This is a genomic window from Pseudomonas laurentiana (genome assembly GCF_014648275.1).
GTDB lineage: Bacteria > Pseudomonadota > Gammaproteobacteria > Pseudomonadales > Pseudomonadaceae > Aquipseudomonas > Aquipseudomonas laurentiana.
This window is the reverse complement of sequence record NZ_BMQU01000013.1, coordinates 127407-142373: the sequence shown is the minus strand read 5'-3', so window position 1 is coordinate 142373 and position 14967 is coordinate 127407. Positions and strand designations below refer to the sequence as shown.

Sequence of the window (14967 nt, the reverse complement as noted above, 5' to 3'; positions counted from 1 at the left end):
TATTCCAACAACAAAATCAGATTCAGTGAAGTGTTTACTCGCATCTCGGGCTTCACCTGGTCTGCAAGAGGCAGCTCCATGACCCTACGAATTGCAATCAATGGCTTTGGCCGCATCGGCCGCAACATTCTTCGTGCACTCTATACCCAAGGCTACCGTCAGGACCTGCAGGTCGTCGCCATCAACGACCTGGGTGACAGCGCGATCAACGCTCACCTGCTCAAATACGACAGCGTCCATGGGATGTTCGAGGCCAGTGTCGAGTTCGATCAGGAAAGCCTGACCGTCAACGGTGACCGCATCGCGGTAAGCGCCATTCGCAATCCTGCCGAGCTGCCCTGGAAGGCCGAAGCCATCGATGTGGTCTTTGAATGCACCGGGCTGTTCACTGACCGCGCCAAGGCGGCCGCCCATCTTACTGCCGGGGCACGTAAAGTCATTATCTCGGCACCGGCCAAGGGCGCCGACGCCACCATTGTGTACGGGGTCAACCACGACATCCTGCGCCAATCGCACCAGATCATCTCCAGTGCCTCCTGTACCACCAACTGCCTTGCTCCCGTTGCACAGGTGCTGCACCGCGAACTGGGCATCGAGCAAGGCCTGATGACCACAATCCACGCCTACACCAACGACCAGAACCTCACCGACGTTTACCACAGCGACCCGTTTCGTGCGCGCTCGGCGACCCAATCGATGATCCCGAGCAAGACCGGCGCCGCCGAGGCGGTAGGCCTGGTGTTGCCGGAGCTGGCCGGCAAACTGACCGGGATGGCGGTACGGGTACCCGTGATCAATGTGTCGCTGGTCGATCTGACGGTAAACCTCAAGCGTGAGGCCAGTGCCGAAGAGGTCAATGCCCTGCTCAAGGAAGCCAGCCGACACTCGAAAGTTCTGGGCTACAACAGCCTGCCGCTGGTTTCCTGCGACTTCAACCACAACCCGCTGTCGTCGATTTTCGACGCCAACCACACCAAGGCCAACGGTAAACTGTTGAAGGTGCTGGCCTGGTATGACAACGAGTGGGGCTTCTCCAACCGCATGCTGGATAACTGCCTGGCGCTGTGCAACGCGCAATGAGCAGGTGCAGGCGATAACCATGCGAAGGGGAGCGCCTCCCCTTCGCGGCACGCCACGATGTTCCTGCTGTACCTGCACCCCGCAAACGCGGGTGGCCAAACCAAGACGTGCTGGATCTTCATCGCCGAAGGCCGCACACTGCGCGGCGTAGTTCCGATCAAGCCCGCTATCGCCACTGACGGCAACCGGGCCTTACCAGCGCAGTCAAAGAGCTCATGCCTCGCCCACCCGCCTCCAAACTGTCCCGCCTGATGTTCGGGCTACTGGCCTATACAAGCCTGACGATAGGCCTGATCGCCATTGTCGTACCCGGCCTGCCAACCACCGAGTTCATTCTGCTCGCGGCCTGGGCCGCCACCCGCAGCTCGCCGCGCCTGAGCCACTGGCTGGAACATCACCGCCTGTTCGGCCCCATGCTGCACAACTGGCACAACGGCAAGGTAATCACCCGCAAGACCAAGCTCAGCGCCACAGTCAGCATGCTGCTGTGCAGCGCGTTGATGCTGATGCTGCTTGAGCATCGCTGGCCACTGTTCTGTGCCCTGGCGGGGATGGGCCTGGTCAACGTGTGGATATGGTCACGTCCGGAACAGGTCTCTGTTACAAATAGATGACCACTCGCCATATAAGACTAAAGTCTAACGACGTTGCGCCGATGCCCTGATATCGCTCAGTTCATCTGGCGAACAGCGCCGAGCAGCTCGGCCTTTCAACGATCCGTCTATTTGCGAGTACGTTCATGTTCGACACGCTTTCGATTCGTCTGAAAATTGTTCTGCTCTCTGGCCTCTGCCTGCTCGGCGTCGTCGCCCTGGTTGTCAGCATCAACCTGTACCAATCCCACGAGAGCGATCAACTGGTTGATAAAGCCAGCAGCACCATGCTCACCCGCAACGTACAGGCGCTGCTGCAAGCCCGAGCGGGTGAGAAGGCCGAGCTGCTCAAGCGCACCTTCAGCAACAAGCTGACCTTGGTCACCGGTGTCAGCGACCAGGCGCTGGACCTTCGCAAGATGGGCCAGGCCCAGACAATGGGCGCGGCCAATGTGCGCGCTGCACTGAGCCATAGCCTGGAGACAGCGTTCAACCGCAACACCGACATCCTTGGCCTCTGGCTGGTGTTCCAGCCCAATGCGCTGGACGGTCACGACAGCGAATACGTCGATATGCTGGCCAATGGCGGCAACGACAGCGGACGCTTCGCCACCTACTGGAGCCGTGCCCAAGGCACTGGGCTGAACACCTCCATTATCGAAGCGGATCTGGCCAAAACCGAACTCAATCTCAGCGGCACCCCCTACAACAGCTGGTACACCTGCACCTTCAACAGTGGCCAACCCTGCTTGCTGGAACCCTATGAGGACACCGTCGGCGGCAAGAAACTGCTGATGACCAGTATCACCGTTCCGCTGCTCAGCGACGGTAAGGTGATTGGTGTGGCCGGCGTCGACATGGCGCTGGACGACTTGCAAACAGCGGCCAGTGCAGCCCAGCGTGAACTGTTCGACGGTGCCGGCCACCTGCTGGTCGTTTCCCCGGACGGCCTGCTCGCCGCCAACAGCAATGACGCCAGCAAAGTCGGCCGAGGCATAGAGCAAGCCCTCGGGCAGGAAGGTCGGCAGGCGCTACAAGGGCTTACCGACAAGCGCCCTCAGGTCATTGAGCAGGGTGCAATGGTTCGTGCCCTGTACCCGGTCGAACCGATTCCGGGCAGCAAACCCTGGGCTGTGTTGATCGACCTGCCAAAAGACGTGCTGCTGGCCGATGCCAGTGCACTGCAAACGGTGCTGAAAGAGGCCCGTACCAGCGGCACCCTGAAGGTTGTGCTACTCGCCACCCTGGCCGGTCTTGGTGGCCTGCTGGTGATCTGGATGACAGCCACCGGCGTAACCCGACCACTGAACAGCGTGGCCGCGATGCTTGAAGGCATCGCCAGCGGCGACGGCGACCTGACCCAACGCCTGGACTATGCCCGCCAGGATGAACTGGGACGACTGACCGGCAGCTTCAACCGTTTCCTCGACAAACTGCAACCGATCATCGCCCAGATCAAGCAGAGCATTACTCAAGCGCGCGCCACCGCCGACCAGTCCTCGGCTATTGCCCAGCGCACCAGTGACGGCATGCAAGTGCAGTTCCGTGAAATTGATCAAGTGGCTACCGCGTCCAATGAAATGAGCGCCACCGCCCATGATGTCGCCAACAGTGCCGCCAGTGCTGCCAATGCCGCCCGGGGTGCCGATCAGTCAGCCAAAGATGGTAGCGCGATCATCGAGCGCAGCACCCGTGATATCACGCTGCTGGCCGAGGACGTCAGCAAAGCAGTTGGCGAAGTCGAAACCCTGGCGACCAACAGCGAGCAGATTGGCTCAGTGCTGGAAGTCATTCGCAGCATTGCCGAACAAACCAACCTGCTGGCACTCAATGCAGCCATCGAGGCCGCACGTGCCGGCGAGAGCGGCCGAGGCTTCGCCGTGGTCGCCGATGAGGTGCGCAACCTGGCCAAACGCACCCAGGAGTCCGTGGAAGAAATTCGCCAAGTGATCGAGCGCCTCCAGAGCAATACCCGCAATGTGGTCGCAACCATGCACGCAAGCCAAGGCAAGGCTCAAGAAAGCGCCGGGCAGATTCACCAGGCTGTCGCAGCCCTGACCCGCATCAGCGAAGCGGTGACGGTCATCAGTGACATGAACCTTCAGATCGCCAGCGCCGCCGAACAACAAAGTTCAGTGGCAGAAGAGGTCAACCGCAACGTCTCGGCGATCCGCGGCGTCACTGAAACCCTGACCGGCCAGGCAGCGGAAACGGCGCAGGTCAGCAATCGACTCAACACCCTCTCCTCGCAACAGATGGCCTTGATCGAGCAGTTCAAGGTTTGACCCGCTAGCCCATTGCTGGCCGCTGCAGAAGTCGATCCCAGGTCGCGTCTGCAGAGGCCAGCAAAGCCCCGCCCCGGCAATGCCTCCCCCCGATACAACCCATAGCGGTTGCCTTTCCCGCCTTCAAGCCTTCAAGCACCTCCCCCTGTCCCGTATTTGTAACGTTAGCGATGCACCCTGAATTAAACAGTTTTATTGCGTACGCGCTTATAGGTAATCACGAATTCAAACCCTAGCGCTAATAACCAATACCTCTATGACCCACGGCACTAAAGCACTAGCCCTGAACAGTACTTGATCTCCATCAAATGAATAGGAACTTCTCTCGACAAAATTTGCGATTCCTGAGAAAGGGGCTAGCGTAAAAGCTCGAAACACCCTGGATACATTGCTCTAAAAAACCATGGAAGCCACGCCAGGCAAGGGCTGTAGAACTTACAGAACATACGGGAATACACCACCTAACTACTTGAACAACAATGGAATGTACCCATGAACTGACCTACATCAGTTCATCCACAGGTCGCCGATTTTATTCTGGCCCCTCTCTTCTCCTGGAATGGAGTTATCCAATGTCAGACGCTCCTGGAAAACTAAAGCTCGGTGCACTAGTCGCACTTGTGGTGGGCTCGATGATTGGTGGTGGCATCTTTTCACTGCCGCAAAACATGGCCGCCAGTGCGGATGTCGGGGCAATTCTGATCGGCTGGGCCATTACCGCGATCGGCATGCTGACCCTCGCCTTCGTCTTCCAGACTCTGGCCAACCGCAAGCCGGACCTTGACGGCGGGGTGTATGCCTATGCCAAGGCCGGATTCGGCGACTACATGGGGTTCTCATCGGCCTGGGGCTACTGGATCAGCGCCTGGATCGGCAACGTTGGCTACTTTGTACTGCTGTTCAGCACCTTGGGCTACTTCTTCCCGATCTTCGGCGAGGGCAACACTCCCGCAGCGATCGTCGGCTCGTCGATCCTGCTATGGGCCGTGCACTTTCTGGTCCTGCGCGGAATCAAGGAAGCCGCCTTCGTCAACCTGATCACCACCATCGCCAAGGTCGTACCGCTAGTACTGTTCGTCCTGATCACCCTCTTTGCCTTCAAACTGGACATCTTCACCGCTGACATCTGGGGCAACATGAACCCTAACCTGGGCAGCGTGATGAACCAGGTGCGCAACATGATGCTGGTTACCGTCTGGGTGTTCATTGGTATCGAAGGTGCGAGCATCTTCTCGGCGCGGGCAGAAAAGCGCTCGGACGTGGGCAAGGCCACGGTCATCGGCTTCGTTACCGTGCTGCTGTTCCTGGTGCTGGTCAACGTGCTGTCACTGGGCATCATGACCCAGCCTGAACTGGCCAAGCTGCAGAACCCGTCGATGGCTGCTGTGCTTGAGCACGTAGTCGGTCACTGGGGCGCCGTATTGATCAGTGTTGGCCTGGTCATTTCCCTGCTGGGAGCGCTGCTGTCCTGGGTACTGTTGTGCGCCGAGATCATGTTCGCAGCGGCCAAGGATCACACCATGCCCGAGTTCCTGCGCCGCGAGAATGCCAAGCAGGTACCGGCCAATGCCCTGTGGCTGACCAACGCCATGGTGCAGATATTCCTCGTCATTACCCTGTTCTCTGCCAGTACGTACCTGTCGCTGATCTACCTCGCCACCTCGATGATCCTGGTGCCTTACCTATGGTCGGCTGCTTACGCCGTGCTGCTGGCCGTGCGCAATGAAACCTATGAGCAAGCCTTGGCCGAACGCAAGAAGGACCTGGTGATCGGCGCCATCGCCCTGATCTATGCGATCTGGTTGCTGTACGCAGGCGGCGTCAAGTACCTGCTGCTCTCGGCCCTGCTCTATGCCCCCGGCGTGATTCTGTTCGCCAAGGCCAAGCTCGAGATCGGCCAACCGATTTTTACCAATGTGGAGAAATTGATCTTCGCCGCCGTGATCGTTGGCGCCCTGGTGGCAGCCTACGGTCTGTATGACGGCTTCCTGACCCTGTAACCCCCCGTATTCGCAACTTGGAGGAAATAAGCCATGTCCACGGAAAAAGTTAAGTACGGCGTACACTCCGAAGCCGGCAAACTGCGCAAAGTGATGGTTTGCTCCCCCGGCCTGGCGCATCAGCGCTTGACGCCGAGCAACTGCGACGAGCTGCTGTTCGATGACGTCATCTGGGTCAACCAGGCCAAGCGAGACCACTTCGACTTCGTCACCAAGATGCGTGAACGCGGTGTCGAAGTGCTGGAAATGCACAACCTGTTGACCGAGACCATTCAGAAGCCCGAAGCCCTGAAGTGGATTCTCGACCGCAAGATCACCCCGGACACCGTCGGCGTCGGCCTGACCAATGAAGTGCGCAGCTGGCTGGAAAGCCTGGAACCCCGCAAACTGGCCGAATTCCTGATCGGCGGTGTGGCCGGCGAAGACCTGCCGGACAGCGAAGGTGCCAGCGTCATCAAGATGTACCGCGACTACCTTGGCCACTCCAGCTTCCTGCTGCCACCGCTGCCCAATACCCAGTTCACCCGTGATACCACCTGCTGGATCTATGGTGGCGTGACACTGAATCCGATGTACTGGCCGGCACGACGCCAGGAAACCTTGCTGACCACGGCCATCTATAAATTCCACCCGGCATTCGCCAACGCCGACTTTGAAATCTGGTACGGCGACCCGGACAAGGACCATGGTCAGGCCACGCTGGAAGGCGGCGACGTGATGCCGATCGGCAACGGCGTGGTCCTGATCGGCATGGGTGAACGCACATCGCGTCAAGCCATCGGTCAACTCGCGCAATCGCTGTTCGCCAAGGGCGCCGCAGAGAAGATCGTGGTCGCCGGCCTGCCAAAATCCCGTGCTGCCATGCACCTGGACACCGTGTTCAGCTTCTGCGACCGCGATCTGGTCACCGTCTTCCCGGAAGTGGTCAAGGAAATCGTCCCGTTCATCATTCGCCCAGACAGCAAGAACGCCTATGGCCTGGACGTACGTCGGGAGAACAAAGCCTTCCTGGACGTGGTGGCTGAGTCCTTGAACCTCAAGGCAATGCGCGTAGTGGAGACCGGCGGCAACAGCTTCGCCGCCGAACGCGAACAGTGGGACGACGGCAACAACGTGGTGGCCCTGGAACCTGGCGTGGTCATTGGCTACGACCGCAACACCTACACCAACACCCTGCTACGCAAGGCCGGTGTCGAAGTCATCACCATCAGCGCCGGTGAGCTGGGCCGTGGTCGCGGCGGCGGTCACTGCATGACCTGCCCAATCGTACGTGACCCTATCGATTACTAAACGACCATCACCCCGGCCATGCCTATCCGGCGTTGGCCGGGCCGATCACCGAATCCAAGGAGAATCATCATGGCGTTCAACATCCACAACCGTAACCTGCTGAGTCTGGAACACCACACGACACGCGAGTTGCGCTACCTGCTTGACCTGTCACGCGACCTGAAACGTGCCAAGTACACCGGTACCGAACAGCAGCACCTCAAAGGCAACAACATTGCGCTGATCTTCGAAAAGACGTCGACCCGCACACGCTGCGCCTTTGAAGTGGCCGCCTACGACCAGGGCGCCAACGTGACCTACATCGATCCCAACTCTTCGCAGATCGGTCACAAGGAAAGCATGAAGGACACCGCCCGCGTGCTCGGACGCATGTACGATGCCATTGAGTACCGCGGCTTCAAGCAGGAAATCGTAGAGGAACTGGCCAAGTATGCCGGCGTACCGGTGTTCAACGGCCTGACCGACGAATATCACCCAACCCAGATGATCGCCGACGTACTGACCATGCGTGAGAACAGCGATAAACCGCTGCACGACATCAGCTACGCCTACCTGGGCGATGCCCGCAACAACATGGGCAACTCGCTGCTATTGATCGGCGCGAAACTGGGCATGGATGTGCGCATTGCTGCGCCCAAAGCCCTTTGGCCTCATAGCGATCTGGTTGCTCGCTGCAAAAAATTCGCCGAGGAAAGTGGTGCACGCATCACCCTGACCGAAGACCCGAAAGCGGCGGTCAAGGGCGTCGACTTCGTCCACACCGACGTCTGGGTGTCCATGGGTGAACCGGTCGAAGCCTGGGGCGAACGTATCCAGCAATTGCTGCCGTATCAGGTCAACGCCGAACTGATGAAAGCCACCGGCAACCCTCGGACCAAGTTCATGCACTGCCTGCCAGCCTTCCACAACTCCGACACCAAGGTCGGCAAGCAGATCGCCGAGCAGTACCCGCACCTGGCCAATGGCATCGAAGTCACTGACGACGTCTTCGAATCGCCGGCCTGCATTGCCTTTGAGCAAGCGGAAAACCGGATGCACACCATCAAGGCGATCCTGGTATCGACCCTGGCAGACCTGTAGGTCCTCGCCCTCAAGCTCGTGTGGGAGCAGCGTTGTCTACTCCCACACGTGACAATGGCCAAGCAACCAGAATGCTTTCTCCCATTTCGCTAAAAGGACATCACCATGCGTATCGTTATTGCATTGGGCGGTAACGCTCTGCTGCGCCGTGGCGAACCGATGACTGCGGAAAACCAGCGCACCAATATCCGGATTGCCACCGAACAGATCGCCAAGGTGCACCCCGGTAATCAGTTGGTCATCGCTCACGGCAATGGCCCGCAAGTGGGCCTGCTGTCGCTGCAGGCAGCGGCTTACACGTCGGTTTCCCCCTATCCGCTGGATGTGCTCGGCGCCGAAACCGAAGGCATGATCGGTTACATGATCGAGCAGGAACTGGGCAACCTGCTGGCGTTCGAGGTGCCCTTCGCCACCTTGCTGACCCAGGTCGAAGTGGATGCCAACGACCCGGCGTTCAAACACCCGAGCAAGCCAATCGGCCCGGTCTACAGCAAGGAAGACGCCGAGCGCCTGGCCAAGGAGAAAGGCTGGGCGATCGCCCCGGATGGCGACAAGTACCGGCGTGTGGTCGCCAGCCCGAAACCCAAGCGCATCTTTGAAATTCGCCCGATCAAATGGCTGCTGGAAAAGAGCAGTATCGTGATCTGTGCCGGTGGGGGCGGTATTCCAACGATGTACGATGCCAACGGCAAACTCCAGGGCATCGAGGCCGTGATCGACAAGGACCTGTGCTCGGCACTGCTGGCCGAACAACTGGAGGCCGATCTGTTGGTGATCGCCACGGATGTGAGCGCTGCATTCATCGACTATGGCAAGCCAACCCAGAAAGCCATCGCCCAGGCGCACCCGGACGAGCTGGAAAAACTCGGCTTCGCAGCCGGCTCTATGGGACCAAAGGTGCAGGCGGCTTGCGATTTCGCCCGTAACACCGGCAAAGTGGCGGTCATCGGATCGTTGGCCGATATCGAAGACATCGTCAAAGGTACTGCAGGCACTCGCGTCAGCACGGCCAAGGCTGGCATCAGCTACCTTTGACCCCTGTGACGGGCCTTAGCGCCCGTCAGTTCTAACCCCAAAGGAGCACACCATGGCCAAGTTTGAACCCGGTCATTTGCACTTCGAGCGCCATGCGCTGAACAAGGATGACTACAGCTACAACCTGTGCCTTGACTATGAAGTCACGCACGACCCCAAAGAAGGTAAAGGCATGCTCTTTACGCTTCATGGCACGATTGAGGGCAATACCCTGAAAGAGCCGTTCTTCCTGCCCAAGGATCAGGCCTTCGACTTTGCCCGCCATGCAACACGTATCGCCCAGCAATACGGCATGCCCAAGACCGCCGGCATCGGTTCAATGCACAGTTACTACGACCAGGTGTTCGAAGACGTGCGCCGACAACTCGACGTCAAACCCGGAGACCCGATCAAACCGGAACATCTCGGCTAGCCGTCACGGGCGTCACCACCCGCGCGCTCAACGGGCACGAACCGGCCAGCGATTCGACCGTATCGCAGGCGCAAGGCATACTAGCCTCCCCCGGCAGTACAGACCCGTTAACGCCCCATGCGCATCCACGTCAGCTTCATCGACCGCGTCGGTATCACCCAGGAAGTCCTGGCCCTGCTCGGTGCCCGTCATCTGAACCTGGATGCCGTGGAAATGGTGCCGCCCAACGTCTACATCGATGCACCGACCTTGAGCCCCGATGTACTCGAGGAGTTGCACGACGCCCTGCTCAATGTGCGCGGCGTGCAAACGGTGAGGGTGGTCGACATCCTCCCCGGCCAGCGCCGACACTTGCAGCTGGATGCACTGCTGGCGGCAATGAGCGACCCGGTGCTGGCCCTCGACAGTGCCGGCAATGTCCTGCTGGCGAATCCGGCCCTGATTGAACTCTGCGGCCAGGAGCCGGCAGGGCGCTCGGTGGGTGAGTTGTTCGGCGACCCCAGCCTGCTCGGTGCCTTGCTCGAAAACGGTTTCCGCTTGCCTATGCGCGAGATGGTCCTCAACGGCCAAAGCCTGCTACTCGACGCCACCCCGATCACCGATGCCGGTGCCCTGCTGACCCTGTACCAACCCAATCGCATCGGCGAACGCCTGTCGGCGCTGCATCACGACCACGCCGAAGGTTTCGATGCGTTGCTCGGTGATTCCCCGCCGATCCGTACACTCAAGACCCGTGCGCTGCGCGTTGCAGCACTGGACGCACCGTTGCTGATCCACGGTGAAACCGGTACCGGCAAAGAACTGGTTGCTCGCGCCTGCCATGCCATCAGCAGCCGACACAACGCTCCATTCCTGGCCCTGAACTGTGCAGCCCTGCCGGAGAACCTCGCCGAGAGCGAGCTGTTTGGCTATGCCCCCGGGGCCTTCACGGGAGCGCAGCGCGGCGGTAAACCGGGACTGATGGAACTGGCCAACCAGGGCACGGTGTTTCTCGACGAGATCGGCGAAATGTCGCCCTACTTGCAAGCCAAGCTGCTGCGGTTTCTCAACGATGGCAGCTTTCGCCGGGTGGGCGGCGACCGTGAGGTCAAGGTCAACGTGCGGATCCTCAGCGCCACCCACCGCAACCTGGAGAAAATGGTCGCCGAGGGCACCTTTCGCGAAGACCTGTTCTACCGCCTGAACGTACTCAACCTGCAAGTGCCGCCATTGCGCGAACGCGGCCAGGACATCCTGTTGCTGGCCCGCTATTTCATGCAACAGGCCTGCACCCAGATCCAGCGTCCACTCTGTCGCCTGGCTCCCGGGACATACCCTGCACTGCTCAGCAACCACTGGCCCGGCAACGTGCGGCAATTGCAGAACGTGATCTTCCGCGCCGCAGCGATCTGTGAAAGCAGCCTGGTGGACATCGGCGACCTGGACATCGCCGGTACGTCTGTGGCCCGCGAACAGGATGGTGAAATAACCAGCCTGGAACAGGCCGTGGAAGACTTCGAACGCAGCCTGCTGGAAAAACTCTATGCCACCTACCCTTCCACACGGCAGTTGGCCAACCGCCTGCAGACGTCTCACACAGCCATCGCCCACCGCCTGCGTAAGTACGGCATCCCCGGAAAGCTCTGAAAACGACCTTTAGCGTACTGAAAACGCTACAGCGTAACGATTTCGATACAGCGCGGGTTTTGTGCTGCAACGCAAGGTTTTGATCCCCTTGAGCTTTTTTTCCACACTACAGCTGTAGCGATTTCGCTACAGCTGTGTCATCTCGCATTCACGAAAAAACATAAGTATTTGATTTATATAGAAATTATCGAATTGGCCACAAAATTGCTAAGGAGTTACCAGTCCTAGGCCTGGTTGCGTAACCGGCCCGTCACCGTGTCCCCCGAGGAATTCCCATGAGCGAGTTGCGTTTTACCGAAGATCACGAATGGCTGCGTGCCGAAGCTGACGGCAGCGTCACGGTTGGCATTACCGCGTTCGCCCAGAACGCGCTGGGTGATGTGGTCTATGTGCAACTGCCGGAACTGCAGCAGTACGAAAAAGGCGCCGAAGCGTCTACCGTCGAATCGGTCAAGGCTGCCAGTGGCGTCTACATGCCACTCGACGGCGAAGTCGTTGCCGTCAACGAAAACCTGGAAAGCAGCCCTGAGCTGGTCAACGAAGATCCACTGGGCGAAGGCTGGTTCTTCCGTTTCATCCCGGCCGACGCCAACGCCGTAGGGCAACTGCTCGACCAGAACGCCTACGACCGCCTGATCAAAGCCAACGCTGACGCCTGAGGAACAGCCATGACCATCAACCTCGGCACCGCCAACGAATTCATCGCCCGGCACATCGGCCCACGCCAGGATGACGAGCTGAGCATGCTTGCCACCCTGGGCTTTGATTCACTGGACGCCATGAGCGCCAGCGTGATCCCCGACAGTATCAAGGGCACCAGCGTGCTCGATGCTGGCGACGGTCAGAGCGAAGCAGACGCACTGGCGGCGCTCAAGGCCATCGCCAGCAAGAACCAGTTGTTCAAGACCTTTATTGGCCAGGGCTACTACAACTGCCATACTCCTGCGCCGATCCTGCGCAACCTGCTGGAAAACCCGGCCTGGTATACCGCCTACACCCCGTACCAACCGGAAATTTCCCAAGGCCGCCTGGAAGCCCTGCTGAACTTCCAGACCCTGATCAGCGACCTGACCGGCCTGCCGATTGCCAACGCCTCGTTGCTCGATGAAGCCACCGCTGCTGCCGAAGCCATGACCTTCTGCAAGCGTCTGAGCAAGAACAAAGGCAGCCATGCCTTCTTCGCTTCCGTACATTGCCATCCACAAACCCTCGACGTACTGCGCACCCGCGCCGAACCGCTGGGTATCGAAGTGGTAGTGGGCGACGAGCGCGAACTGAGCGACGTCAGCGCGTTCTTTGGTGCTCTGCTGCAGTACCCGGCCAGCAACGGTGAAGTCTTCGACTACCGCGAGCTGACCGAGCGCTTCCACGCCGCCAATGCCCTGGTCGCGGTCGCCGCCGACCTGCTGGCCCTGACCTTACTGACGCCACCGGGCGAATTCGGCGCCGACGTGGCCATCGGCAGCGCCCAGCGCTTTGGTGTTCCACTGGGCTTCGGTGGCCCGCACGCTGCCTACTTCTCCACCCGAGACGCGTTCAAACGCGACATGCCGGGCCGCTTGGTCGGCGTGTCGATCGATCGTTTCGGCAAGACTGCACTGCGCCTGGCCATGCAAACCCGCGAGCAACACATTCGTCGCGAAAAGGCCACCAGCAACATCTGCACCGCCCAAGTGCTGCTGGCCAACATTGCCAGCATGTACGCCGTCTACCACGGCCCGAAAGGCCTGAAGCAGATCGCCGAGCGCACCCACCAGTTGACTGCCATCCTTGCAGCCGGCCTGCAGGCACTGGGTGTTACCGTCGAGCCACACAGCTTCTTCGATACCCTGACCCTGGCCACTGGCAGCAACACGGCTGCGTTGCATGAAAGCGCCCGCGCCCAGCAGTTGAACCTCCGCCAGATCGACGCCCAGCGCCTGGGTCTGTCGCTGGACGAGACCAGCCGTCAGGCCGATGTCGAAACCCTCTGGGCACTGTTTGCCAATGGCCAGGCGTTGCCGGACTTCGCTACCCTGGCAGCCCGCGTCGAGTCGCGCCTGCCAGCGGCTCTGCTACGCCAGTCCGCGATCCTTGAACACCCGGTGTTCAACCGCTACCACAGCGAAACCGAGCTGATGCGCTACCTGCGCAAACTGGCCGACAAGGACTTGGCGCTGGACCGCACCATGATCCCGCTGGGCTCCTGCACCATGAAGCTCAACGCCGCCAGTGAAATGATTCCAGTGACCTGGGCCGAGTTCGGCAACCTGCACCCCTTCGCTCCGGCAGAACAGAGCCAGGGTTACCAGCAACTGACCGACGAACTGGAGGCCATGCTCTGCGCAGCCACCGGCTACGACGCGGTATCGCTGCAACCTAACGCCGGTTCTCAGGGCGAGTACGCCGGCCTGTTGGCCATCCGTGCATACCACCAGAGCCGTGGCGACGATCGTCGCGACATCTGCCTGATCCCATCGTCGGCCCATGGTACCAACCCGGCTACCGCACACATGGCCGGTATGCGCGTGGTGGTAACGGCCTGTGACGCTCGCGGCAACGTCGATATCGACGACCTGCGCGCCAAGGCCATCGAGCACCGCGAGCACCTCGCGGCACTGATGATCACTTACCCGTCGACCCACGGCGTGTTCGAGGAAGCCATCGGCGAAATCTGCGCGATCATCCATGACAACGGCGGCCAGGTGTACATCGACGGCGCCAACATGAACGCAATGGTCGGCCTGTGCGCCCCTGGCAAGTTCGGCGGCGACGTGTCGCACCTGAACCTGCACAAAACCTTCTGCATTCCACACGGCGGTGGCGGCCCGGGCGTCGGTCCGATTGGCGTCAAGGCCCACCTGGCACCGTTCCTGCCGGGCCACGGGCACATGGATTGCAAGGAAGGCGCCGTCTGCGCTGCACCGTTCGGCAGCGCAAGCATTCTGCCGATCACCTGGATGTACATTCGCATGATGGGTGGCGCGGGCCTCAAGCGCGCCTCGCAGATGGCGATCCTCAACGCCAACTACATCGCCCGCCGTCTGGAAGAGCACTATCCTGTGTTGTACACCGGCAGCAACGGCCTGGTTGCACATGAGTGCATCCTTGACCTGCGCCCACTCAAAGACAGCAGCGGTATCAGCGTTGACGATGTGGCCAAGCGCCTGATCGACTTCGGTTTCCACGCCCCGACCATGTCCTTCCCAGTGGCCGGCACGCTGATGATCGAGCCAACCGAGAGTGAGTCCAAGGAAGAACTGGACCGCTTCTGCAACGCAATGATCTGCATCCGCGAAGAGATTCGCGCGGTCGAGAATGGCAGCCTGGACAAGGACGACAACCCACTGAAGAACGCACCGCATACCGCGGCCGAACTGGTGGGCGAGTGGGCACACGGCTACAGCCGCGAACAGGCGGTGTACCCGCTGCCGACGCTGATCGAAGCCAAGTACTGGCCACCGGTCGGCCGGGTAGACAACGTGTTCGGCGACCGTAACCTGGTCTGCGCCTGCCCGTCGATCGAGAGCTATCAGGACGCCTGATGCCTGAACAGCAGGAGCCGTCGCAACCGGCTCCTGCAACCG

The 14967-nt window shown here is 60.1% G+C and carries 11 protein-coding genes and 1 pseudogene; all 12 read left to right on the top strand.

Going from position 1 to position 14967, the window contains the following annotated elements:
- Positions 1–78: 78 nt before the first annotated feature.
- The 12 genes and pseudogenes from gap to gcvP all read left to right on the top strand — a co-directional run bounded on the left by gap (position 79) and on the right by gcvP (position 14925).
- Entirely contained in the window at positions 79–1080 is a 1002-nt protein-coding gene (gap, locus tag IE038_RS15135; RefSeq protein WP_163939015.1) for a type I glyceraldehyde-3-phosphate dehydrogenase, read from the top strand.
- A gap of 215 nt (positions 1081–1295) precedes the next feature.
- The gene (locus tag IE038_RS15130) at positions 1296–1694 is read left to right on the top strand and encodes a YbaN family protein (RefSeq protein WP_163939013.1); all 399 of its coding nucleotides are present in this window, start codon (positions 1296–1298) and stop codon (positions 1692–1694) included.
- A 125-nt stretch (positions 1695–1819) separates the two neighbouring features.
- Positions 1820–3100: pseudogene (locus IE038_RS25340) on the top strand (methyl-accepting chemotaxis protein); the annotation flags it as partial.
- A 102-nt stretch (positions 3101–3202) separates the two neighbouring features.
- Entirely contained in the window at positions 3203–3958 is a 756-nt protein-coding gene (locus IE038_RS25335) for a methyl-accepting chemotaxis protein (RefSeq protein WP_407682260.1), read from the top strand.
- Between the two features lie 572 nt (positions 3959–4530).
- On the top strand, positions 4531–5958 hold the full coding sequence (gene arcD / locus IE038_RS15120; protein WP_189395864.1) for an arginine-ornithine antiporter: 1428 nt from the start codon (positions 4531–4533) through the stop codon (positions 5956–5958).
- Between the two features lie 33 nt (positions 5959–5991).
- Positions 5992–7248 (top strand): arginine deiminase, encoded by a 1257-nt coding sequence (gene arcA, locus IE038_RS15115; RefSeq protein ID WP_189395863.1) that lies wholly within the window; start codon positions 5992–5994, stop codon positions 7246–7248.
- A gap of 69 nt (positions 7249–7317) precedes the next feature.
- Complete coding sequence (locus IE038_RS15110; protein WP_163938884.1) at positions 7318–8328, top strand: ornithine carbamoyltransferase; 1011 nt, start codon at positions 7318–7320, stop codon at positions 8326–8328.
- A 105-nt stretch (positions 8329–8433) separates the two neighbouring features.
- Complete coding sequence (gene arcC / locus IE038_RS15105) at positions 8434–9363, top strand: carbamate kinase (protein ID WP_163938886.1); 930 nt, start codon at positions 8434–8436, stop codon at positions 9361–9363.
- 52 nt (positions 9364–9415) lie between these two features.
- A complete protein-coding gene (locus tag IE038_RS15100; protein ID WP_102052845.1) occupies positions 9416–9775 on the top strand; it encodes a DUF5064 family protein in 360 nt (119 codons plus the stop codon).
- 117 nt (positions 9776–9892) lie between these two features.
- The gene (gcsR, locus tag IE038_RS15095; RefSeq protein ID WP_189395862.1) at positions 9893–11401 is read left to right on the top strand and encodes a transcriptional regulator GcsR; all 1509 of its coding nucleotides are present in this window, start codon (positions 9893–9895) and stop codon (positions 11399–11401) included.
- A 275-nt stretch (positions 11402–11676) separates the two neighbouring features.
- Complete coding sequence (gcvH, locus tag IE038_RS15090) at positions 11677–12060, top strand: glycine cleavage system protein GcvH (RefSeq protein ID WP_163938888.1); 384 nt, start codon at positions 11677–11679, stop codon at positions 12058–12060.
- A 9-nt stretch (positions 12061–12069) separates the two neighbouring features.
- A complete protein-coding gene (gcvP, locus tag IE038_RS15085; protein ID WP_163938890.1) occupies positions 12070–14925 on the top strand; it encodes an aminomethyl-transferring glycine dehydrogenase in 2856 nt (951 codons plus the stop codon).
- Positions 14926–14967 lie beyond the last annotated feature (42 nt).